The 23,685-nt window shown below is 59.3% G+C and carries 15 protein-coding genes and 1 pseudogene; 11 read left to right on the forward strand and 5 right to left on the reverse strand.

Translation table 11 applies throughout. The features are described from left to right. The first annotated feature begins 122 nt into the window (after positions 1-122). Both putP and FHL07_RS14525 read left to right on the forward strand, forming a co-directional pair. A complete protein-coding gene (gene putP / locus FHL07_RS14520; RefSeq protein ID WP_095000897.1) occupies positions 123-1,610 on the forward strand; it encodes a sodium/proline symporter PutP in 1,488 nt (495 codons plus the stop codon). A gap of 169 nt (positions 1,611-1,779) precedes the next feature. Next, a complete protein-coding gene (locus FHL07_RS14525; protein WP_138738621.1) occupies positions 1,780-2,622 on the forward strand; it encodes a 23S rRNA (adenine(2030)-N(6))-methyltransferase RlmJ in 843 nt (280 codons plus the stop codon). Between the two features lie 109 nt (positions 2,623-2,731). Here the strand turns inward: FHL07_RS14525 and msrA are convergent, their stop codons facing one another. The 5 genes and pseudogenes from msrA to aceE form a co-directional block, all read right to left on the reverse strand. After that, positions 2,732-3,379, reverse strand: coding sequence for a peptide-methionine (S)-S-oxide reductase MsrA (msrA, locus tag FHL07_RS14530; RefSeq protein WP_095000899.1), 648 nt, complete (start codon positions 3,377-3,379; stop codon positions 2,732-2,734). 67 nt (positions 3,380-3,446) lie between these two features. Further along, a pseudogene (locus FHL07_RS14535) lies at positions 3,447-6,139 on the reverse strand (sensor domain-containing phosphodiesterase). 175 nt (positions 6,140-6,314) lie between these two features. Further along, positions 6,315-7,700, reverse strand: a complete 1,386-nt coding sequence (locus FHL07_RS14540) for an alkaline phosphatase D family protein (RefSeq protein ID WP_138738622.1) — start codon at positions 7,698-7,700, stop codon at positions 6,315-6,317. 305 nt (positions 7,701-8,005) lie between these two features. Continuing rightward, positions 8,006-9,637, reverse strand: a complete 1,632-nt coding sequence (gene aceF / locus FHL07_RS14545; protein WP_095000902.1) for a dihydrolipoyllysine-residue acetyltransferase — start codon at positions 9,635-9,637, stop codon at positions 8,006-8,008. An 11-nt stretch (positions 9,638-9,648) separates the two neighbouring features. Next, positions 9,649-12,291 (reverse strand): pyruvate dehydrogenase (acetyl-transferring), homodimeric type, encoded by a 2,643-nt coding sequence (gene aceE, locus FHL07_RS14550; RefSeq protein ID WP_095000903.1) that lies wholly within the window; start codon positions 12,289-12,291, stop codon positions 9,649-9,651. Between the two features lie 383 nt (positions 12,292-12,674). On the opposite strand from aceE, the gene glnE reads away from it, so the two are divergent. From glnE to FHL07_RS14595, 9 genes are all read left to right on the forward strand, one after another. Then, positions 12,675-15,617, forward strand: a complete 2,943-nt coding sequence (glnE, locus tag FHL07_RS14555; RefSeq protein WP_095000904.1) for a bifunctional [glutamate--ammonia ligase]-adenylyl-L-tyrosine phosphorylase/[glutamate--ammonia-ligase] adenylyltransferase — start codon at positions 12,675-12,677, stop codon at positions 15,615-15,617. A 118-nt stretch (positions 15,618-15,735) separates the two neighbouring features. Next, positions 15,736-16,659 (forward strand): branched-chain amino acid transaminase, encoded by a 924-nt coding sequence (locus tag FHL07_RS14560; protein WP_095000905.1) that lies wholly within the window; start codon positions 15,736-15,738, stop codon positions 16,657-16,659. 59 nt (positions 16,660-16,718) lie between these two features. Next, the gene (waaF, locus tag FHL07_RS14565) at positions 16,719-17,753 is read left to right on the forward strand and encodes a lipopolysaccharide heptosyltransferase II (RefSeq protein WP_095000906.1); all 1,035 of its coding nucleotides are present in this window, start codon (positions 16,719-16,721) and stop codon (positions 17,751-17,753) included. Next, the gene (gene waaC, locus FHL07_RS14570; RefSeq protein ID WP_095000907.1) at positions 17,754-18,815 is read left to right on the forward strand and encodes a lipopolysaccharide heptosyltransferase I; all 1,062 of its coding nucleotides are present in this window, start codon (positions 17,754-17,756) and stop codon (positions 18,813-18,815) included. Next, on the forward strand, positions 18,815-19,936 hold the full coding sequence (locus FHL07_RS14575; RefSeq protein ID WP_095000908.1) for a glycosyltransferase family 4 protein: 1,122 nt from the start codon (positions 18,815-18,817) through the stop codon (positions 19,934-19,936). The genes waaC and FHL07_RS14575 overlap by 1 nt, the downstream gene beginning before the upstream one ends. Next, positions 19,936-20,742: a lipopolysaccharide core heptose(I) kinase RfaP gene (gene rfaP / locus FHL07_RS14580; protein ID WP_095000909.1), complete on the forward strand. Its 807-nt coding sequence runs from the start codon at positions 19,936-19,938 to the stop codon at positions 20,740-20,742. The genes FHL07_RS14575 and rfaP overlap by 1 nt, the downstream gene beginning before the upstream one ends. Beyond that, on the forward strand, positions 20,742-21,476 hold the full coding sequence (locus tag FHL07_RS14585; protein ID WP_095000910.1) for a lipopolysaccharide kinase InaA family protein: 735 nt from the start codon (positions 20,742-20,744) through the stop codon (positions 21,474-21,476). The genes rfaP and FHL07_RS14585 overlap by 1 nt, the downstream gene beginning before the upstream one ends. Then, positions 21,473-22,228, forward strand: a complete 756-nt coding sequence (locus FHL07_RS14590; RefSeq protein WP_095000911.1) for a lipopolysaccharide kinase InaA family protein — start codon at positions 21,473-21,475, stop codon at positions 22,226-22,228. Before FHL07_RS14585 ends, FHL07_RS14590 begins: the two co-directional genes overlap by 4 nt. Then, positions 22,228-23,670, forward strand: coding sequence for a lipopolysaccharide kinase InaA family protein (locus FHL07_RS14595; RefSeq protein WP_095017701.1), 1,443 nt, complete (start codon positions 22,228-22,230; stop codon positions 23,668-23,670). The genes FHL07_RS14590 and FHL07_RS14595 overlap by 1 nt, the downstream gene beginning before the upstream one ends. Positions 23,671-23,685 lie beyond the last annotated feature (15 nt).

Genomic DNA, 23,685 nt, shown 5'->3' on the forward strand with positions numbered 1-23,685 from the left:
ATGGATTTCCTGGGGAAACATCAGTCATAAATGCGCGGCAGGGTTAATCGTCTCAAACAGGACGTTTGTGAGCGTACGGCCAGACCGCCGCTAAACATAAAAACAATGCCAGGGCTTTATCAATGAGTGTTAGTAACCCAACCCTGATCACGTTCGTGATCTATATTGCGGCAATGGTGCTGATTGGCCTGATGGCTTATCGCTCCACCAACAACCTTTCTGACTATATTCTCGGTGGCCGTAGCCTGGGCAGCGTTGTCACTGCATTGTCCGCCGGTGCCTCCGACATGAGCGGCTGGTTGTTGATGGGTTTGCCGGGTGCGATCTACATGTCCGGCTTGTCGGAAAGCTGGATCGCCATCGGTCTGGTGACCGGCGCTTACCTGAACTGGCTGTTTGTTGCCGGTCGCCTGCGGGTACAGACCGAGCACAACGGTGATGCGCTGACCTTGCCGGATTACTTCTCCAGCCGTTTTGAAGACAAAAGCGGTTTGCTGCGGATCATCTCGGCCATCGTGATTCTGGTGTTCTTCACCATCTACTGCGCTTCCGGCATTGTGGCCGGCGCCCGTCTGTTCGAAAGCACCTTCGGCATGTCTTACGAATCCGCCTTGTGGGCCGGTGCTGCGGCGACCATCGCCTATACCTTTATCGGTGGGTTCCTGGCAGTGAGCTGGACCGACACGGTTCAAGCCACCCTGATGATCTTCGCGCTGATCCTGACGCCTATCATCGTGCTGCTGGCCACGGGTGGCGTAGACACCACGTTCCTGGCCATCGAGGCCAACGACCCAAGCAACTTCGACATGCTCAAGGGCACGTCCTTCATCGGCATCATCTCGCTGATGGGCTGGGGTCTGGGTTACTTCGGTCAACCGCACATTCTGGCGCGTTTCATGGCCGCTGATTCGGTCAAGTCGATCGCCAAGGCGCGTCGCATCTCCATGACCTGGATGATCCTGTGCCTGGCCGGTACGGTCGCTGTAGGCTTTTTCGGTATCGCTTACTTCTCGGCACACCCTGAAGTGGCCGGGCCGGTGACCGAAAACCCAGAGCGCGTATTCATTGAACTGGCCAAGCTGCTGTTCAACCCGTGGATTGCCGGTGTGCTGCTGTCGGCCATTCTGGCTGCGGTCATGAGTACCCTGAGCTGCCAGTTGCTGGTGTGCTCCAGTGCCCTGACCGAAGACTTCTACAAGTCCTTCCTGCGTAAAAATGCCTCCCAGCTGGAACTGGTATGGGTTGGCCGGATCATGGTGCTGGTGGTTGCACTGATCGCCATTGCACTGGCCTCCAACCCGGAGAACCGTGTGCTGGGTCTGGTGAGCTACGCGTGGGCAGGTTTCGGTGCTGCGTTCGGTCCAGTAGTACTGATCTCTGTACTGTGGAAAGGCATGACCCGTAATGGTGCATTGGCCGGTATTCTGGTCGGTGCCATTACCGTGATCGTGTGGAAGCATTTCGCCTTGTTTGGCCTGTACGAAATCATCCCGGGCTTTATCCTGGGCAGCCTGGCCATTGTGCTGGCAAGCCTTGCGGGCAAAGGCCCAAGCAAAGGCATGATCGAGCGTTTCGACGCTGCTGAAAAAGACTTCCAGCAAAACAGCTGATCAGAGAAGCGCTTGCGCTGACCTTGAAGTGTTCAAAAACGGCCCGTCTCCAGGTGAGACGGGCCGTTTTTTTTGCCTGGGCGTTGCTCACCGTATCTCGGAAAAAACGCCCGCGACCTGACGTCAGGTTGCGTACAAGGTAAACTTCGCCTCCTGCGCAGGAGCAACCATGAACTATCGTCACGCCTTCCACGCCGGCAACCACGCCGACGTCTTCAAACATATCGTCTTGACCCGCCTCATCGCCCTGATGTCGCGCAAAGAGCAGCCTTTTGCCTATCTCGATACCCACGCCGGTATTGGTCTGTACGACCTCAAGGGCGATCAGGCCAACCGCACGGGCGAGTACCTTGAAGGCATTGCACGGTTGTGGGGGCAGAAAGACCTGCCTGCAGTGACTGATGACTACATGCAAGTACTGCACAAGATGAACCCGGATGGCGAGTTGCGCTATTACCCGGGCTCGCCGGAGTGGGCGCGACGCCTGACCCGTTCCCAGGACCGTGTGCTGTTGAACGAGAAACACCCCGAAGACGGCGTATTGCTCAAAGACAACATGAAGGGTGATCGCCGCGTAGCGGTGCATTTGGGCGAAGGCTGGCATGTGCCGCGTGCTTTGCTGCCGGTGGCTGAAAAGCGTGGCTTGATGCTGATCGACCCGCCGTTCGAGAAACTCGACGAAATGAAGCGCTGCGCCGAATCGTTGAAAGACGCGATCAGTCGCATGCGCCAGACCGTTGTAGCGATCTGGTATCCGATCAAGGACAAGCGCCAGTTGCGTCGTTTCTATCAGGACCTGGTAGGTTCAGGTGCACCGAAGTTGCTGCAGGTGGAGTTGTTCGTGCATCCGCTGGATACGCCCAACAGCCTCAATGGTTCGGGCCTGGCGATCGCCAACCCGCCTTGGGGTCTCGAAGAAGAGCTGCGCGAACTGTTGCCGTGGCTGGCCAAAAAACTGGGTCAAACCCAGGGTGGCTGGCAGATGGAATGGTTGATTGCGGAAAATAGCTGAAAACCAATGTGAGAGCGGACTTGCTCGCGATCGAGGCGATGCGGTGTAACAGAAACACCGAGTCGCTTGCATCGCGAGCAAGCCCGCTCCCACCGTTTTTTGTGCTACATCAAATCGGGCAGGTCACACCGGTGCCGCCGATACCGCAATAACCCTGCGGGTTTTTCGCCAGGTACTGCTGGTGGTATGCCTCGGCGAAGTACACCGTTGGCGCCTGGTCGATTTCAGTGGTGATGGTGCCCAGCCCGGCCTTGTCCAGTTCCGCCTGGAACACCTTCTTGCTTTCCAGTGCCTGCTCAAGCTGTTCAGGGGTGGTGCAGTAGATCACCGAGCGGTACTGGGTGCCGATGTCGTTACCCTGGCGCATGCCTTGGGTGGGGTTGTGCAGTTCCCAGAACATGGCCAGCAATTGCTTGTAGCTGACCACTTCCGGTTCGTAGACCACCAGCACCACTTCGGTGTGGCCGGTCAGGCCCGAGCAGACTTCTTCGTAGGTCGGGTTCGGCGTGTAGCCGCCCGCATAGCCCACTACGGTGCTGACTACGCCTTCGCGCTCCCAGAACTTGCGTTCTGCGCCCCAGAAGCAACCCAGGCCAAAAATCGCGAAGTCCACGTTCATCGGGAACGGGCCCAGTAGCGGCTGGCCGGTGACGTAGTGGGTTTCCGGCAGTTGTACGTGAGTGTCACGGCCGGGCAGGGCTTGTTCTTTAGTGGGTAGCACGTTTTTATTCACCAGGATTTCCGAGCGCAAGACCATGTTTCATGTCCTCTCAGTCAGAGTGTAGGAAGTCAGGCTGCTAGTGTGCCCGAGTGTTACGGCGCTGTCAGGCCAGTGGGCCACGCGGGTAGCGTTTGAGTTTTTCTATCAGTTCGCTGCCGGGGATAGGTCGGTCGAACAGATAACCCTGGCCTACATCACAGCGATGGCGGCGCAGGAATGCCAACTGTGCAGCGGTTTCAATGCCCTCGGCAACCACTTTGAGCTTGAGGTTGTGGGCCATGGCAATCACGGCGGAGGTGATTTCCATGTCGTTCTGGTTGTCGGGGATGTCTTTGATAAAGCTGCGGTCGATCTTGATGATGTCGATCGGAAATTTTTTCAAGTAGCTGAGCGATGAGTAGCCGGTGCCGAAATCGTCCATGGCCAGGGTCAGGCCCAGTTTTTTCAGTTGGTCGAGTTGCAGGCGGGTGTCGTCGGTGGCTTCCAGCAGCAAGCCTTCGGTCAGCTCCAGCTCCAGCAGCGCAGCCGGTAACTGTTCTTCCTTGAGGATACTGGCAATCGAGGCAACCAGGTCCGGGTCGGAAAACTGCTTGGGCGACACGTTGATCGCTACTTGCAGACTGCCCAGCCCGGCCAGGCTCAGTTGCCGGCTCATCCGGCAGGCCTGGCGGGCGACCCATTTGCCGATAGGGATGATCAGCCCGGTTTCTTCGGCCACGCTGATGAACTGATCGGGGCGGATCATGCCGTTTTTAGGGTGGTTCCAGCGCAGCAGGGCTTCCATGCCCAGCAGTCGTCCGGTACGCAGGCACAGCTTGGGCTGGTAGAACACCTCAAGTTCGTTCTGGGTCAGGGCGCGGCGCAGGTTGTTTTCGACAAACAGTTTGTAGCTGGCTTCGGCATTCAGGGCTTCGGTAAACACCTGCACCTGGTGCTTGCCGCAGGCCTTGGCCTTGTGCAGCGCCAGGCCTGCGTTGCGCATCAGGGTTTGCGGATCCCGGCCATGCAAGGGCGCACAGGCTACCCCGACCGAGCCGGTGACGCTGATCAGCTGGTTATCGACGAACATCGGCTTGTCGAGGGTCATCAGCAACTGGCTGGCAATTTGCTGTCCGGTCGTCAGGTCAGTATCGTCCAGCAATACCGCGAATTCGTTACTGGCAAAGCGCGCCAGCCCATCGCTGGCGCTCAGGCTGTTGCGCAGGCGCCGGGCCAGGCTGATCAGCAGCTTGTCGCCGGTCTGGTGGCCAAGGCTGTCATTGATGCGCTTGAAGTTGTCGATGTCCACCAGCAACAGGCACACCGGCGTGTTGCTGTTGCGGGCGAAGCGTTCATCGAGGTTGCGGATAAAGGCCGGGCGGTTGCCCAGGTTGGTCAGGTTGTCGGTGTAGGCCAGGCGTTCGATGCGCTGCTGCGCCAGCTTGGCCTCGGTGATGTCTTCATAAATACCGATGTAGTGGGTCAGCTCACGGTTGTCGCCATACACCTTGGAAATCGACATCTGCCCCCAGTAGGGTTCCAGGTTTTTGCGTCGGCTCTTGAATTCACCCTGCCAGCTGTTACCTTTGCTCAGACTGGAGTGAGCATCGAAGAGCAGTTCGCTGAGGTTTTCCAGAGCGGGCAGCTCGGACAGTTTATGGCCCTGGACTTCCTCGGTGCTGTATTGGGTGATGGCGGTAAAGCTGGGGTTTACGTACTCCACCACGCCATCGCAGTTGACCAGCAAAAAGGCGTTGGCACTTTGTTCGACGGCGCGCTGGAACAGGTGCAGGGCGTTGGTGGCAGCGCGGCGGTTGTGGTTGTTGATGACCTGGGCAAACTGGTCGGCCAGCTCGCCGGCGAAGGCGATTTCGTCCGCTTGCCAGGCGCGGGTTCTGCCGACCTGCTCCAGGCACAGGACGCCCACCACCTGACCGTCGATGCGGATACCTGCGTCGAGCATGGCATTGGCTTCGTGCCGGCCCAGGCTGGCCACCAGTTCGCGGGTGCGTGGGTCGCGGCTGGCGTTCGGCGCGTCGATCGAACGGCTGGTGTGCAAGGCTTCCAGGTAGTCGGGGAAGTGGCTGGCATCGAAGATGTCTTGCGCGACATGGGCCTGGGTCTCGCGTTCGAACGCCGAAACAGGCAGCAACCGGTTGCCTTCAAGATTCCACAGGCTGGCACCATCGATTTGATAGATATCGCAGGCGCTGCGGGTGATCAGCTCGGCGGCTTCTTGCAGCGAATTGTGCTGGCTGTAGCGATGACGGGCGAGGCGCAGGATCAAGTCCTGCTGGGCACGCACGCGCTCCAGATGCTGAAGTTGATCCGCCTGGGTACGCTGGTTGAGCGCCAGGGCGATCTGCAGGCGGCTGTTTTGTGTTTCAAGTTCGGCCACCGGGGCGGGCGAAGGGCTGGCAGCGCTGTCTTCAATGGCCAGCAGATAGCCGCGCAAAAAATGTCGATTGTGCTGTTTATAGGCCTCGCCCAGCTCCATCAGGTTCAGTGGGCCCAGGGCGGTGTGCAGGGTGTAATGCACAACGTAGTGGTGGCTGGTCCTGAGCTGATGCTCGATTGCATCGTGCAGGTGATAGCGGCGCGGGGTTCCATCAGACTGGCGTAAGGCGAGCCAACCAGCGCGCACAAGTCTGCCGCGGGCATGCCGAATTGGCGCTCGCAGTGCGGGTCGAGATAGAGCATGGCCCAGCTGGCTTCATTAAGCCGTTCGAAACGCAGCATGCCGAGCCTGGAAGGTACGGGGAGCTGGGTCACGACCTCGGCTGCCAGGCGCGGGGCAGCATCAGGCTGGCTTTTCATTGGGGCACTCGCTTCACAAATGCGGATTGCGCACGGGCTGTCACCCTGTCTCTGTGGTAGACGGCAAGGTTGCATCATGCTCGGCGTGCTGACAAGTGAACATAAAGGCTAAGTGCTATAAGGGCTTATCGGCCGGTCGGGGATTTCCTGCAGGCCGATCGGCAAGGTTTGCAGCTTATTTAAGCTCAACAGTTGCGGACTCGATAATCCGGCCCTTTTTATTGTGAAAATCAACCTTGAGTTGTTGGCCGCTAATGCTCAGGCAGACGAAGTTGTCTTCGCTGACCACTCGACTGTTGAGCTTGAGTGAGTAAGTGCCTGTGCCCACGCTGGTCAAGGGGGCGTTGACGAGCAGGTCTCTGACATTCGCGTACGGCAGCAGTCTGGTATTGCACAGGGGTGAGGACACCACGCTGTGTACGATAAAGTCCGGGCTTTTGTCGTGGGTCAGATGACAGCAGAGCGAGCCATGAATATCGCCCGACACGAACACCACGTTCTTGATGGCGTTGCTGCGAATGGTTTCGAGGATGCGGTTGCGCTGCGCCGCAAAGGCCTTCCAGCCGTCATTGTCGCGCCGTTGGTCGGGCATAAGCATGACGCTGCTGACGATGAACTTGACCCTGGCGTTGCTGTTGATCAGCCATTTGAGCAGTGCCTGTTCCTGAGTGACGCCGATCATGCGTTTGTCACGCCCCGTAAGGGTGCGCTCGGTGCGGCAATCCATGACGAACCAGTCGATGTCAGCGTTGGCAAACCTGTACCAGTAGCGGGACAGGTTGCGGTTGATGCGCCCGTCGGGCAGCAGGTCGTGGGCCGGGCCATGGCTGCACTGGTAAGCCTCGTAAGCTCTCATGGCGTTGTTGTAGAGCGTTTTATCTCCGGTATCCCGATTGGCTGGCCAGTTATCTTCGATTTCATGGTCGTCGAGGATCATGTAGGTCGCAGTGCCTGCCATTAGCTTGCGGATATGGGGTTGTGTGAAAGCGGCGCGGTATTTTCGGGTGATGCTGGAGTAGTCGCGGTCCGGGGCCACAATATTCAGGTCATCGACATACACCTGATCGCCGGCCATCACCACAGCATCAATGCTTTGCTGGCGGGTCAGTGCATGGATGTTGCCGAAGATTTCGTCCCCTAGGTGCGGGGCAGAAGGGATGCCTGCCGTGAGCCTGAGGTAGCGGCAAGAGCCAACGACATATCGGCGAGTACGGTTGCGTGCAGTTGAGTCGGTCTTGAAACTGTATACCGTGGCAGGCCATTGAAGCGGGATCTGCTTGACGGTTTCAGTCGTGTGCCCGGGGTTTGCGGTGGCGAACCAGCCAGCCTGGTATTCGTAGCGGGTATCACTGTGCAGAGTGTTCAAGACCAGCGTATCGGACATGTCGAACTCAGGGCTCAGTCTTGAAAACACACCGACAGACCACTGGCTGTCGCCAGCCTTGCGATGCCGGATACCGGCGAAGACGGCGTTGTTTTTGTCGAGTTCGCCGCGGACAAAAATGCGCGCGTGCTGTGAAGTGGTAAAGCCCACTATCGGGCCAACGGTGGGTGGGATCACATCGAAATCCTTTCTGATGTTTGGGCGATGGCAATCGCGTGGTTCAATTCCTTTGGTTAACGGTAGAAGTGGTTGGGTGGTTGACCCATTCATGGATTCAGCGCTGGGTGTAGTGCTTGAAGGGCAGTGAGTGTCAGAAAAGCCCCTCACCCTAGCCCTCTCCCAAAGGGAGAGGGCTAGGGTGAGGGGCTCTTCAAATCGCAGGCAAAAAAAAGCCCCGCCAAATGGCGGGGTTGAGGTACGAGCGTGGCGCTCGGAAAACAGTGCGCTACCCCGGCCTTCAGTGACGAAGGCCGGGGCGTGGCTTACAACAGGATAGTGCGGATGTCGCCCAGCAACTGGCTCAGACGCTGGGTGAAGCGTGCAGCAGCAGCGCCGTTGATCACGCGGTGATCGTAGGACAGCGACAGTGGCAGCATCAGCTTCGGCTGGAAGGCTTTACCGTCCCAGACTGGCTGGATGGTTGCCTTGGATACGCCGAGGATCGCCACTTCCGGTGCGTTGACGATCGGCGTGAAGCCGGTGCCGCCAATGTGACCGAGGCTGGAAATGGTGAAGCACGCGCCTTGCATGTCGTCAGCGGTGAGCTTCTTGTCACGGGCCTTGGCGGCCAGTGCAGCGGCTTCAGCAGCCAGTTGCAACAGGCTCTTCTGATCAACGTTCTTGATCACAGGTACCAGCAGGCCATCCGGGGTGTCAACGGCGAAGCCGATGTTGACGTACTTCTTGCGGATGATCGCTTTGCCGCTTGGCGCCAGCGAGCTGTTGAAGTCCGGCATTTCCTTGAGCAGGTGCGCGCAGGACTTGAGCAGCAGAGGCAGTACGGTCAGTTTCACGCCGGCTTTTTCTGCGACGGCTTTTTGCGCGACGCGGAAGGCTTCCAGCTCGGTGATGTCAGCCTGGTCGAACTGAGTCACGTGCGGAATGTTCAGCCAGCTGCGGTGCAGGCTCGACGCGCCGATTTGCATCAGGCGGGTCATGGCCACTTCTTCCACTTCACCGAAACGGCTGAAGTCGACAGCAGGGATCGGCGGAATGCCAGCACCACCGGTTGCGCCGGCGGCCGGTGCTTCCTTGGCTTTTTGCATCATGGCTTTGACGTGCGCCTGCACGTCTTCCTTGATGATACGGCCGTGCGGGCCGCTCGGAGTGACTGCACTCAGCTCGACGCCGAATTCGCGGGCCAGTTGACGCACGGCAGGGCCGGCGTGAACCTTGCCACCTTTTGGCGCAGGCGCGGCGGCCGGGGCAGGAGCAGCCTCGGTTTTCGCAGCAGGTGCCGGGGCTGCAGGTGCTTCAGCTTTTGCCGGTGCTGGAGCAGCAGCGGCCTGGGCAGGAGCAGCAGGTGCCGCAGCGCCTTGAACCTTGAGCTTGAGGATAAAGTCGCCAGTGCCGACTTCGTCATCCAGCTTGACCGAAATACTCTCAACCACACCGGCGGCTGGCGATGGAATTTCCATGCTGGCCTTGTCGGACTCGAGAGTGATCAAGGATTGATCAGCCTCGACGGTATCGCCGGCCTTGACCAGGATTTCGATGATTTTAGCTTTGCCCGACGAGCCGATATCCGGGACATGAATGTCCTGGATGGTAGCAGCGGCAGGTGCAGCCGGGGCCGCAGGGGCCTCGGCAGCAGGAGCAGCAGGTTTTTCGGCCGCAGCAGGAGCTGCAGCAGGGGCCGGTGCTTCAGGCGCCGCAGCGGCGCCCTCGGCTTCCAGTTCCAGCAGTTCGTCGCCTTCTTTCAGGCGGTCGCCCAGCTTGATCTTCAGGCTCTTGACGATGCCGGCCTTGGGAGCAGGGATTTCCATGCTCGCCTTGTCCGATTCCAGGGTCAGGATGCTCTGATCGGCTTCGATACGGTCGCCGACTTTTACAAACAGCTCGATGACTTCACCGTCGCCGCTGCCGATGTCAGGTACTCGAATGAGTTCGCTCACAAATATTCTCCTCAGCAGTCCAGTGGGTTGCGTTTTTCCGGGTTGATGCCGAACTTGACGATGGCTTCTGCCACCACTTTAGGTTCGATATCGCCACGGTCAGCCAGTGCTTCCAGGGCTGCCAACACCACGAAATGACGGTCTACTTCAAAGAAGTGACGCAGTTTTTTGCGGCTGTCGCTGCGGCCGAAACCGTCAGTGCCCAGCACTTTGAATTCCTTGACCGGTACCCACTGGCGAATCTGTTCGGCGAACAGCTTCATGTAGTCGGTAGAGGCAATCACCGGACCTTTACGGCCAGTCAGGCACTCTTCAACGTAGCTCAGCTGAGGCTTCTGGCCAGGGTGCAGGCGGTTGTGACGCTCTACGGCCAGGCCGTCGCGACGCAGTTCGTTGAAGCTGGTAACGCTCCATACGTCAGCGCCGATGTTGAACTGTTCACGCAGGATGATCGCCGCTTCACGGACTTCACGCAGGATGGTGCCGGAGCCCATCAGCTGAACGTGGTGCGCCGCTTCCTTGGTGTCTTCCTCGAGCAGGTACATGCCCTTGACGATGCCTTCCTCGACACCGGCCGGCATGGCTGGCTGCTGGTAGGACTCGTTCATGACGGTGATGTAGTAGAAGACGTCCTGTTGCTCTTCGGTCATCTTCTTCATGCCGTCCTGAATGATCACCGCCAGCTCATAGCCGTAGGTCGGATCAAAGGTGCGGCAGTTCGGGATGGTACCGGCCAGGATGTGGCTGTGACCGTCTTCGTGCTGCAGGCCTTCACCGTTGAGCGTGGTACGCCCGGCGGTGCCGCCGATCAGGAAGCCACGGGTGCGGCTGTCGCCAGCGGCCCAGGCCAGGTCGCCAATACGCTGGAAGCCGAACATCGAGTAGAAGATGTAGAACGGCAGCATCGGCTGGTTGTGGTTGGAGTACGAAGTACCGGCGGCGATGAAGGAGCTCATGGCGCCTGCTTCGTTGATGCCTTCTTCGAGGATCTGACCTTTTTTGTCTTCGCGGTAGAACATCACCTGGTCTTTATCGACTGGCTCGTAGAGCTGGCCGACAGAGGAGTAGATGCCCAGCTGGCGGAACATGCCTTCCATACCGAAGGTACGGGCTTCGTCCGGGATGATCGGAACGATGCGCGGGCCGATTTCCTTGTCCTTGACCAGCTGCGCGAGGATCCGCACGAAAGCCATGGTGGTGGAAATTTCACGGTCGCCGGAGCCGTCAAGGATGGCCTTGAGGGTTTCCAGTGGCGGGGTCGGAATGCTGATGCTCTGTGCGCGGCGCTGAGGTACGAAACCGCCCAGTGCGGCACGGCGCTCGCTCAGGTAACGGGCTTCGGCGCTGCCTGCTTCCGGTTTGAAGAACGGCAGGTTTTCGATTTCGTCGTCTTTGACCGGGATGTCGAAACGATCGCGGAACAGCTTCAGGCTTTCAACATCAACCTTCTTGGTGTTGTGCGCGGTGTTTTTCGCTTCGCCGGCGCCGGTGCCATAACCCTTGATGGTCTTGGCCAGGATAACGGTTGGCTGGTCTTTGTGGTTGACCGCTTCGTGGTACGCCGCGTAGACCTTGTACGGGTCGTGGCCGCCACGGTTGAGCTTCCAGATCTCGTCATCGGACAGATCGGCAACCATCGCCTTGAGTTCCGGCGTATTGAAGAAGTGTTCACGTACGAACGCGCCGTCTTTGGCTTTGTAGTTCTGGTACTCGCCGTCGATGACTTCGTCCATGCGACGTTGCAGGATACCGTCGACGTCTTTGGCCAGCAGCGGGTCCCAGAAACGGCCCCAGATGACTTTGGTTACGTTCCACTGAGCGCCGCGGAACACTCCTTCGAGTTCCTGGATGATCTTGCCGTTGCCGCGAACCGGGCCGTCGAGGCGCTGCAGGTTGCAGTTGATGACGAAGATCAGGTTGTCGAGGTTTTCACGGCCTGCCAGGGAGATTGCGCCCAGGGATTCCGGCTCGTCGCACTCGCCGTCGCCCAGGAAGCACCAGACTTTCTGGCCAGCAGGGATGTAGCCACGGGCTTCCAGGTACTTCATGAAGCGCGCCTGGTAGATCGCCTGGATCGGGCCAAGGCCCATCGATACGGTCGGGAACTGCCAGAAATCAGGCATCAGCCAAGGGTGCGGGTAGGACGACAGGCCCTGACCGTCCACTTCCTGGCGGAAGTTGTTCATTTGTTCTTCGCTGATGCGGCCTTCCATGAACGCACGGGCGTAAACGCCTGGCGAGGTGTGACCCTGGAAGTAGATCAGGTCGCCGCCGTGTGCGTCGGTCGGGGCCTGGAAGAAGTAGTTGAAGCCGATGTCATACAGGGTTGCGCTGGAAGCGAAGCTGGAGATATGACCGCCCAGGTCAGAATCTTTCAAGTTCGTGCGCATCACCATGGCCATGGCGTTCCAGCGAACCAGCGAGCGAATGCGGCGTTCCATGAACAGGTCGCCAGGCATGCGTGCTTCGTGGGTTACGGGAATCGTGTTGCGATAAGGCGTGGTGATGGCATACGGCAGCTGCGAACCGGTGCGGGTAGCGAGCTCACCCATACGGGTCATCAGATAGTGAGCGCGGTCTTCGCCTTCTTTGTCGAGAACCGATTCCAGGGCGTCCAACCATTCCTGGGTTTCGACGGGATCGAGGTCTTGCATGGCTTGCTCCAGGGCGGATAGGCTTCCAGAATCGGTTGCCTGAGTTTGCGACTGGCCTTGTGGGCAGACGACATAAATTCTTGGATGGCCGGAGGTTGATTCCAGCGGCGTGTAGTTTTACTACAAATCGTCGGCCATTTCAGCCTTTCGAGTGTGTCATGCAGTAGTAAAACTACAGGAATGGTCCTGATGGCCACCTGTTTCGTTGTGCGAAAAATCGATATTGTTGGTGCTTTTATCTGCAATAAGCAGGTGATCTGCTGGCTTGATGCTAAACAAAATGATCTTACAGCTATTTATAACCTTTGTTCGACAGTCGGATTAAACCGCTGTTTCTTCCTGTCACCGTACTCGGCAACACCATAGCCGATCAAGGATAGACCATGAGCCTCCCGTCGCTTGCTCCAATTCCCGGTCTTTTACAGCCACTGGCCAGCCGTGCCGAGCAGTCGTGGCGCACGGCAGTCGCCGGGCTTGAGGGCGGGCACGGGCTCGATGACTGGTCGCCCGAGCGCTGGTCGGCGTTCAGCCGGGTCAGTGCAGCCAGCGACTTCTTTATAGAACAGTCTTTGCGTGACCCTTTGATGTTGCTCGAACTGGCGCGCTCGGGTGAGCTGGACCGCACCTTCGCCCCCGGCGAGTTGTGCGGGCAGATTGCTGCTGCCGCGCAGGCCGCAACCAGCGATGACGAACTGGGCCGCGCACTGCGTCGTCAGCGCACCCGCCAGCAAGTGCGGATTATCTGGCGCGATATCAATCGTCAGGCCGACCTGATCGAGACCTGTCGCGATCTGTCGGACATGGCCGATGCCAGCATCGATCAGGCCTATCGCTGGTTGTATCAACGTCATTGCCAGCAGTTCGGCACACCCATTGGCAATCGCAGTGGCGAGCCGCAGGCGATGGTGATCCTGGGCATGGGCAAGCTCGGCGCCGTGGAGCTGAACCTGTCTTCGGACATCGACCTGATCTTTGCCTACCCTGAAGGCGGCGAAACCGTGGGGGCCAAGCGGGCGCTGGACAATCAGGAGTTCTTTATCCGCTTGGGCCAGCGCCTGATCAAGGCGCTGGATCCGATGACGGTCGACGGTTTTGTGTTTCGCGTCGACATGCGCCTGCGTCCTTATGGCTCATCCGGTGCGCTGGTGTTGAGCTTCAACGCGCTGGAGCAGTACTACCAGGATCAGGGCCGTGACTGGGAGCGTTATGCAATGATCAAGGCCCGGGTCGTGGCCGGTGATCAGGTGATGGGCGCGCAGTTGCTCAGTCTGTTACGCCCGTTTGTGTATCGTCGCTACCTCGATTTTTCTGCGATTGAAGCGCTGCGCACCATGAAGCAGTTGATCCAGCAGGAAGTGCGGCGCAAAGGCATGGCTGACAATATCAAGCTGGGGGCGGGCGGTATCCGCGAGGTCGAGTTTATCGCCCAGGCATTCCAGCTGATTCACGGCGGCCGCGATCTGAGCCTGCAACAACGGCCGCTGCTGAAAGTCCTGACCATCCTGGAAGGCCAGGGCTACTTGCCTGCAGAGGTGGTCGGCGAACTGCGCGAAGGTTATGAGTTCCTGCGTTACACCGAGCATGCAATCCAGGCCATTGCCGACCGCCAGACTCAAATGCTGCCCGACAATCAGCAGGATCAGGCCCGCATTGCCTTTATGATGGGTTTTGACAGCTGGACCGCATTCCATGAACAGCTGATGGCGTGGCGTGGTCGTATTGACTGGCACTTCCGTCAGGTTATTGCTGACCCTGATGAAGAAGAGGTCATCGACGAAGGCGAGCTGATTGTCGGTGGTGAGTGGTTGCCGCTGTGGGAAGAGGTCCAGGACGATGCCGCAGCCTGCGCGCAGTTGGAAGAGGCCGGGTTTGTCGATGCGCCCAAAGCCCTGAAACAACTGGCGGCCCTGCGTTCCAGTCCGCAACTGCGCTCTATGCAGCGCTTGGGGCGCGAGCGTCTGGATGCTTTTATCCCGCGCTTGCTGGCGCAAGCCGTTGAGCACGCCAACCCTGATCTGGTGCTGGAGCGGGTGCTGCCGCTGGTCGAGGCGGTGGCCCGGCGTTCTGCTTATTTAGTGTTGCTCACCGAAAACCCAGATGCTTTGCGCCGTTTGCTGACGCTGTGCGCAGCCAGCCCGTGGATCGCCGAGCAGATCACCCGTTTCCCGTTGCTGCTCGACGAGTTGCTCAACGAGCGCCGTTTGTTCAAGCCGCCGCTGGCCCCTGAGCTGGCCGCAGAGTTGCGTGAACGCCTGACGCGTATCCCCGAAGACGACCTTGAGCAGCAGATGGAAGCCTTGCGCAACTTCAAGCTGGCCCACCGTTTGCGGGTCGCGGCATCGGAAATCTCCGGCAGCCTGCCTTTAATGAAGGTCAGCGATTACCTGACCTGGCTGGCCGAGGCCATTCTGGAGCAGGTGCTGGCCCTGGCCTGGCGCCAGACAGTGGCCAAGTACGGCACGCCACAGCGCACCGACGGCAGCCTGTGCGATCCCGGCTTTATTATTGTCGGCTACGGCAAGGTCGGTGGCATCGAGCTGGGGCATGGCTCGGATCTGGACCTGGTATTTATCCACGATGGCGACCCGAATGCTGAAACCGATGGCGCCAAGCCCATCGACGGTGCGCAGTTTTTCACCCGTCTGGGCCAGCGGATCATCCATTTGCTCACGGCGCAGACCAACTCCGGGCAGTTGTATGAGGTCGACATGCGCCTGCGCCCGTCAGGCGCTTCGGGGTTGCTGGTCAGCTCGCTAGGTGCTTTTGAGCGCTATCAGGAAAACGAAGCCTGGACCTGGGAGCATCAGGCACTGGTGCGCGCCCGCGTGCTGGTGGGCTGCAAACAGGTGGGCGCGGCCTTTGAACAGGTGCGCGCGAGCGTATTGGGCCGCGAGCGGGATTTGCCGACCTTGCGTCAGGAGGTCAGCGAGATGCGGGCCAAGATGCGCGACAACCTGGGCACCCGGATTACCGCTGCCGGAACCGCAGAAAACGCCTTCGAGGCAACGGTGCCGTTCGACCTCAAGCAGGACGCCGGAGGTATCGTCGATATTGAATTTATGGTGCAATACGCGGCCCTGGCGTGGTCCAGGGAACACCCGGCGTTACTGCGCTACACCGACAATATCCGCATTCTGGAAGGGCTGGAGCAGGTCGGGCTGATGCCCGCCACCGATGCCAGCCTGTTGCGCGAGGCTTACAAGGCCTTTCGCGCCGTCGCCCACCGGCAAGCCTTGCAGAAGGAAGCCGGGGTGGTCACGGGGGATCAATTTGTGGTCGAACGCCAACACGTACGGCGCATCTGGTCCGAGCTAGGATTGAGCTGATTTGCTGGCTCACACACAGAGTTAAAGCTGTAAGAACGTATCCGGCGGGTCCATAAGGCCCGTCCAATTTGCCTGCCGCCTCGTGGTGCGGGTGCTGGATTCTTTGAGGAGCGTAATGATGTCGATGGCTGATCGTGATGGTGTGATCTGGTATGACGGCAAGCTGGTGCCGTGGCGTGATGCCACGACCCATGTGCTGACCCATACATTGCACTACGGCATGGGCGTGTTTGAAGGTGTGCGCGCTTACGAAACCCCGCAGGGCGCGGCGATTTTCCGCTTGCAGGCGCACACTGACCGTCTGTTCGATTCGGCCCACATCATGGGCATGAAGATCCCGTTCAGCAAAGACGAAATCAACGAAGCGACCCGCGTAGCGGTGCGTGAAAACAACCTCGACAGCGCCTATATCCGCCCGATGGTGTTCTACGGTTCCGAAGCCATGGGCCTGCGCGCCACCGGCCTCAAGGTGCACGTGATCATCGCCCCCTGGAGCTGGGGTGCCTACATGGGCGCCGAAGCGCTGGAAGTCGGAATCAAGGTGCGTACCAGCTCCTTTACCCGCCATCATGTGAACATCTCCATGACCCGGGCCAAGGCCAACGGCCATTACATCAACTCGATGCTGGCCCTGCAGGAAGCGATTTCCGGCGGAGCCGACGAAGCGCTGTTGCTCGATCCGGAAGGCTTTGTGGCTGAAGGCTCGGGTGAAAACGTATTCCTGGTCAAGGATGGCGTGATCTACACCCCGGACGTGACCGCGTGCCTGAACGGCATTACCCGCAGCACGATCCTGACCCTGGCCACCGAGCTGGGGTACAAGTTTGTTGAAAAACGCATCACCCGCGACGAGGTGTATATCGCCGACGAAGCGTTCTTTACCGGCACTGCCGCTGAAGTGACGCCGATTCGCGAAGTCGACGGGCGTCAAATCGGGATCGGCCGCCGTGGCCCGATCACCGAAAAACTGCAAAAGGCTTACTTTGACCTGGTGACCGGCAAGACTACGGACCATCCAGAGTGGCGTACACTGGTCAAGTAATGTCGGCATAGCATCACAGCAGGGAGGCGAATGCCTCCCTTGCTTGTTTATGGAAACTTATGAATATTTTGATCGTTGGGCCCAGCTGGGTCGGTGACATGGTGATGGCGCAGACACTGTTCCAGTGCCTCAAGCAGCGCCACCCGCAGTGCGAAATCGATGTGCTGGCTCCCGAGTGGAGCCGGCCCATCCTTGAGCGCATGCCTGAAGTTCGCAAGGCCTTGAGCTTCCCGCTCGGCCACGGCGCGCTTGAACTGGCCACGCGACGCAAGATCGGCAAGTCCCTCAAGGGCCAATACGATCAGGCAATCTTGTTGCCCAACTCGCTTAAATCGGCCCTGGTGCCATTTTTTGCGGGTATTCCCAAACGTACCGGCTGGCGCGGCGAGTTCCGCTACGGCCTGCTTAACGATGTGCGCAAGCTCGACAAAGAGCGCTACCCGCTGATGATCGAGCGCTTTATGGCCCTGGCCTATGAGCCTGGGGCCGACCTGCCCAAGCCGTACCCGCGCCCTGATTTGCAGATTGACCCGCAAAGCCGTGCCGGCGCACTGGCCAAGTTCGGCCTGGAGCTGGATCGTCCGGTGCTGGCGCTGTGCCCGGGTGCCGAATTTGGCGAGTCCAAGCGCTGGCCGTCCGAGCACTACGCCAAAGTTGCCGAACAAAAGATCCGCGAAGGTTGGCAAGTGTGGCTGTTCGGCTCCAAAAACGATCACGGGGTAGGCGAAGATATCCGTTCGCGCCTGATCCCGGGGCTGCGCGAAGAGTCGGTCAACCTCAGCGGCGAGACCTCACTGGCCGAAGCCATCGACCTGTTGTCCTGTGCAGATGCCGTGGTATCCAACGATTCCGGGCTGATGCATGTGGCCGCTGCGCTGAACCGCCCGCTGGTGGCGGTCTACGGCTCCACTTCGCCAGGTTTTACCCCGCCCTTGGCGGACAAGGTCGAAATTGTGCGGCTGGGCCTCGATTGCAGCCCCTGTTTTGACCGTACCTGCCGTTTTGGCCACTACAATTGCCTGCGCGAACTGATGCCGCAGCCGGTGATTGAAGCCTTGCAGCGCCTGCAGGGTTCACCGGTCGAGGTTAACTAGGTGCGCGTTCTGTTGGTCAAAACTTCATCCCTCGGGGATGTGATCCATGCCTTGCCGGCGCTGACCGATGCGGCGCGGGCGATTCCGGGCATCACCTTTGACTGGGTAGTGGAAGAAGGCTTTGCCGAAATCCCGACCTGGCACCCGGCGGTGGGCAAGGTGATTCCGGTGGCGATCCGCCGCTGGCGCAAAAATATCTGGCAGACCCTCAAGAGCGGCGAGTGGAGCCGCTTCAAGCAAAGCCTGCGCGCCGAAAAATACGACCTGGTGATCGACGCACAGGGACTGGTGAAAAGTGCCTGGTTGACCCGCTACGTGAAAGCCCCGGTTGCCGGGCTGGATAAAGACTCTGCCCGTGAGCCGCTGGCCAGCCGCTTTTACCAGCGCCGCCTGGCGGTAGCCCGCGGGCAGCACGCGGTTGAGCGTCTGCGTCAGTTGTTCGCGGTCGCGCTGGGCTACGACCTGCCCAAAGGGCTGGGCGATTACGGCCTGGATGTCGAAAAACTGGTTGAGCTGCCGCGCAAAAAGCCCTTCGTGCTGTTTTTGCATGGCACCACCTGGGACACCAAGCACTGGCCCGAAGTCTATTGGCGCGATCTGGCCCAGCGCATGGGCCATCTGGGCGTCGAAGTGCGCCTGCCGTGGGGCAATCCGGCTGAAAAAGCCCGGGCCGAACGCATTGCCAATGGCTTGAATAATGCCGTGGTGCTGCCCAAATTGAATCTGGCCGGGGTCGCCAAGGTACTGGCCAGTGCCAGTGCCTGCGTGGCAGTAGACACCGGGTTAGGGCATTTGGCCGCTGCACTGGATGTGCCGACCATTTCTTTGTTCGGGCCTACCAATCCGGGCCTGACCGGGGCCTATGGCAAGGTGCAAATCCACCTGGCCAGCGATTTTCCGTGTGCGCCATGCCTGCAGAAAAAATGCACCTACACTCCGACTGCACAGGACCAGCAGCGGTTTGATCTGAAAAACGAGTGGCCACTGTGCTTCACCCGTTTGAACCCTGAGCGTGTCGCGAGTCGATTAAGCACGTTGTTACTGGCTGAGGAACTGCGCTGATGCAACTGGCTTTTGTGCTGTACAAATACTTTCCGTTTGGTGGGCTGCAACGGGATTTCATGCGCATTGCGCTGGAATGCCAGAAGCGCGGCCATCAAATCCGCGTCTACACCATGATCTGGGAAGGCGATATTCCGCCCGGATTCGAAGTGCTGGTGGCGCCGGTCAAGGCGTTCCACAACCATACCCGCAATGAAAAAATGCTCGCCTGGATGCAGGCCGATCTGGCCAAGCGCCCGGTAGACCGGCTCATCGGCTTCAACAAGATGCCGGGGCTGGACGTGTACTACGCGGCGGACGGCTGCTTTGAAGACAAGGCGCAAAACCTGCGTCATTCGTTTTATCGCTTTTTCAAGCGCTACAAGCACTTTGCCGAGTACGAGCGCGCGGTGTTCGCCAAGGACGCCAAGACTGAAATCCTGATGATTTCCGAAGTCCAGCAGCCGCTGTTCATCAAACACTACGACACCCCGCTGGAGCGTTTCCATCTGCTGCCACCGGGTATCGCCCTGGATCGCCGCGCGCCGGACAATGCCGCCGAGATTCGCGCCGAGTTCCGACGTGAATTCAATCTGGCAGACGACGACTTGTTGCTGGTGCAGATTGGCTCGGGCTTCAAGACCAAGGGTGTGGATCGCAGCCTCAAAGCGCTGGCGGCCTTGCCGGGTGAGCTTAAAAAACGTACGAAATTGTTTGTAATCGGCCAGGACGACCCCAAAGTCTTTCAATTGCAGAGTGCCACTTTGGGTTTGGGCGATCATGTGCAGTTCCTCAAGGGGCGCAGTGATATCCCGCGCTTCCTGCTGGGCGCCGATTTGCTGATTCATCCGGCCTATAACGAAAACACCGGCACTGTATTGCTTGAGGCACTGGTAGCGGGTTTGCCGGTGCTGGTCAGCGCTGTTTGCGGCTACGCCCATTACATCAGCGACGCCGATTGCGGTCGGGTCCTGGACGAGCCGTTCGAGCAGGCGCAACTCAATGAATACCTGACACACATGTTGTCCGACGACACTGCGCGCGCGGCCTGGAGCCGAAACGGCCTGGCCTACGCGCAGACGGCCGACCTCTACAGCATGCCGCAGCACGCTGCGGATGTGATTCTGGCGGAGCAACACTGATGAAACTGATTCTTGCCGAACCGTTCAAGAGCTTGTGGGCAGGGCGCGATGCGTTCACCGAAGTCGAGCGTCTGGAAGGCGAGGTTTACCGCGAACTGGAAGGCCGGCGTACCTTGCGTACCGAAGTCGACGGGCGCGGTTTCTTTGTGAAAATCCACCGTGGCATTGGCTGGGGTGAAGTGTTCAAGAACCTGCTGACGGCCAAGCTGCCAGTTCTTGGCGCCGGCCAGGAGTGGCGGGCGATCAAGCGCCTGCACGAAGTGGGTGTGCCGACCATGACGGCCGTGGCTTACGGCGAAAAGGGCAACAACCCGGCAGCCCAGCATTCCTTCATCATCACCGAAGAACTGGCGCCGACGGTCAGCCTCGAAGACTTCAGCCTCAACTGGGTCAAGCAGCCACCGCAGCCCAGGCTCAAGCATGCGCTGATCGCTGAAGTGGCACGCATGACCGGCATGATGCACCGTGCCGGGGTCAACCACCGTGACTGCTATATCTGCCATTTCTTGCTGCACACCGACAAACCGGTGACCGCAGACAACTTCCGCCTGTCGGTGATCGATCTGCACCGCGCCCAGACTCGCGCCGTGATCAGTAAGCGCTGGCGCAACAAGGATCTGGCGGCACTGTATTTCTCGGCCCTGGATATCGGCCTGACCCAGCGGGACAAACTGCGCTTCCTGCGCGGTTACTTCCAGATGCCCCTGCGCCAGATCCTGCGCGAAGAAGCCCGCCTGCTGGCGTGGCTCGAAGGCAAGGCGAACAAACTCTACGAACGCAAACAGCGTTATGGAGATGCACTGTAATGGCGGGTTGGAATCTGGAACCTGCTTACAGTGCGTTGGCGTCTGATTTTGGCAGTCTGGAGGCAGTATTTGCCTTGCAGGGGGAGCATCTGACGCGCGATCCGCTGTCGGAAGTCATCCGTGTGCAGCGCGATGGCGTGAATTATTACGTCAAGCGCTACACCGGGGCCGGCAAGGGCCTGCGCCGTTATCTGGGCCGCCCGCGGGTCAAGTCCGAATGGCAGAACCTCAAGCGCTTCGCCAAGTGGGGTATCCCCACGGCCGAGGTGGTGGCTTGGGGCCTTGAACGCAGTGGGTTCGCCTACTCCCGTGGCGCCATGATCACCCGCGAACTGCCCAATACCCGGGATTTGTCAGAGTTGGCGGACAACCATGATCCGCTGCTCAAGGATCGTGCCTGGGTAGATTGTGTCAGCCGTCAGTTGGCGCGTTATACCAAGACCATGCATGACCATCGCTTTACCCATAACGACCTGAAATGGCGCAATTTGCTGATCGATGAGCAGCCCAAGCTGTTTTTGATCGATTGCCCCAACGGCGATTTCTGGCGCGGCTTCTGGCTCAAATACCGCATCACCAAAGACCTGGCGTGCCTCGATAAAGTGGCCAAGTACCATTTGTCCTACACCCAGCGTTTGCGTTTCTATTTTCAATACACCGGGCGCACGACGCTCAATGCGGCGGATAAGGAACGTGTCCGTCATATCGTGCGTTTTTTCGAGGGCCGGGAATGACAGACTTTATGGCAGACGCCGACCGGGCATTGCTTGAGCGCAATGGCCTGGCTGACTTTGATGCCCTGTGGGCCGTGCAGCTGGAAGCGGTGGACGAGCCCAATACCAGTGGTGGTGGCTGGAGTAGCGTGTTTCGCATGGATCTTGAAGGTCAGGGCTATTACCTCAAGCGTCAGAGCAATTACCTTACGCGCACGCTGCACAGTCCGCTGGGCGAGCCGAGTTTTGCCCGCGAATTCCGTAATATTCAGCGCTATAAGCACATAGGTATTCCTGCGCTGGAAGCGGTGTTTTTTGGTGAGCGAAAAGTGCCGGGTGAGCGTCGTGCAGTGCTGATGACCCGTGCGCTGGACGGTTGGAATGACCTCGACTCGCTGCTCGAGCAATGGCCCCAACTGACCACAGAGCAGCAGCAGGCGATTTTGCGCGAATGCGGCCAATTGGCTCGTCGGCTTCACGCTGCGCGGCAGGTGCATGGATGTTTTTACCCCAAGCATATCTTCCTGCAGGCCGATGGCGCGGGGGGGTATCGCGCTCAATTGATCGATCTGGAAAAAACCCGGCCCTTGTTGCTGGGCCAGCGGGACAGGGTCAAGGACATTGAGCCGTTGTTGCGTCGGGCCGATGTCTGGAGCGAAGCAGAGGTGCGCGCCTTGCTCGCTGCTTATCTGGAACAGCCCGTCGACAGTTCCTTGGTCGATGCCTGGCTGACGCGACTGTATGTGCGGCGCAATCAAAAAGGGGGGCGCTGATGCGTTTGTCCGAACTGCTGAAGGCTGGCCGTGCGCCAGGCTTGCCGCTGAGTATCGAACTGGCCGACGCAGCAGGGCCTGCGCAATTGCAACTGCTGACCTTGCTGCGGGTATTGCCGGGCCAGCGTTATGTCGGTGCCGGGGTGTGGCGCGGGCGTACCGTGCTGGCCAAGATGATGGTCGGCAACAAGGCTGCGCGCAACTTTCAGCGCGAGCTGACCGGGGTGCGTCTGCTGGCTGAACAAGGCTTGACCACGCCGCAACTGCTGGCTGATGGCTTGCAGGAAGGTGAGGGGGGCTGGTTGCTGTTCGAGTACCTGGAGGGCGCTCAGAGCTTGGGCGATGCCTGGGATGCAGTCGCGTCGTTGCCGGTGCTGGCTGATGAACAAGTGGCCGTACTTGCCGAGGCTTTGACTGCCATCGGGCAGATGCACCGCAAGGGTCTGTGGCAGGAAGACCTGCATCTGGACAACCTGTTGCGTCAGGACGGCAAGCTGTATTTGATCGATGGTGCAGGCATCTGTGTCGAAGAGGCAGGCAAACCGCTGTCGCGGCAAAAAGTGCTGGAAAACCTCGGCGTGTTTTTTGCCCAGTTGCCCAAAAGCCTTGAGCCGTTTATCGAAGAATTACTCGTGCACTACCTGCTGAGCAACGGCGAGCATGCCTTGCCGCTTGAAGCGCTGCTCAAGCAGGTCGAGAAAGTCCGTGCCTGGCGCCTGAATGACTTTTTAAACAAGGTTGGCCGTGATTGCTCATTGTTCAGCGTGCACCGCGGGGCGTTTGCCTTGCGTGCCGTCCTGCGCGAAGAAGAGCCGGCGATGTTGCCCGTTTTGGCCAGGGCTGATGCGTTGCTTGATCAGGGGCATCTGTACAAGACCGGTGGCGCGGCGAGTGTCGGCAAGGTTGAAGTAGCGGGCCGCATGCTGGTGGTCAAGCGCTATAACATCAAGGGCTTTGCCCACTGGCTCAAACGTTTCTGGCGCCCGAGCCGGGCCTGGCATTCATGGCGTGAAGGCAACCGTCTGGCGTTTTTGGGCATTGCCACGCCTAAACCGTTGGCAATGCTGGAGACCCGTTTTATGTGGTTGCGGGGCAAGGCGTATCTGGTGACGGAGTTTTTGCCGGGGCCGGATATCATCGAGCGTTTTGCGCCGTATGTTGAGCACGGAGATGCGCCCGAAGCCGAATTGATGGCTTTGGAGCGGTTGTTTGCCGATTTGATCCGCGAGCGTATCAGCCACGGTGACCTCAAGGGCCATAACGTGTTCTGGGATGACGGGCGCTGGGCGCTGATTGATCTGGATTCGATGTGCCAGCATCGCTCATCGAGCAGCTTCGCTTCAGCGTACGCCCGCGATCGTGCACGCTTTATGCGCAACTGGCCGGTGGGCAGTGCGTTGTATCAGGTGATTGACGGGCGATTGCCGACAAACCCTGACTGAAGCCTAGCCAGGACT

It is taken from the genome of Pseudomonas sp. FSL W7-0098, assembly GCF_005930585.1.
Taxonomy (GTDB): domain Bacteria; phylum Pseudomonadota; class Gammaproteobacteria; order Pseudomonadales; family Pseudomonadaceae; genus Aquipseudomonas; species Aquipseudomonas bubulae.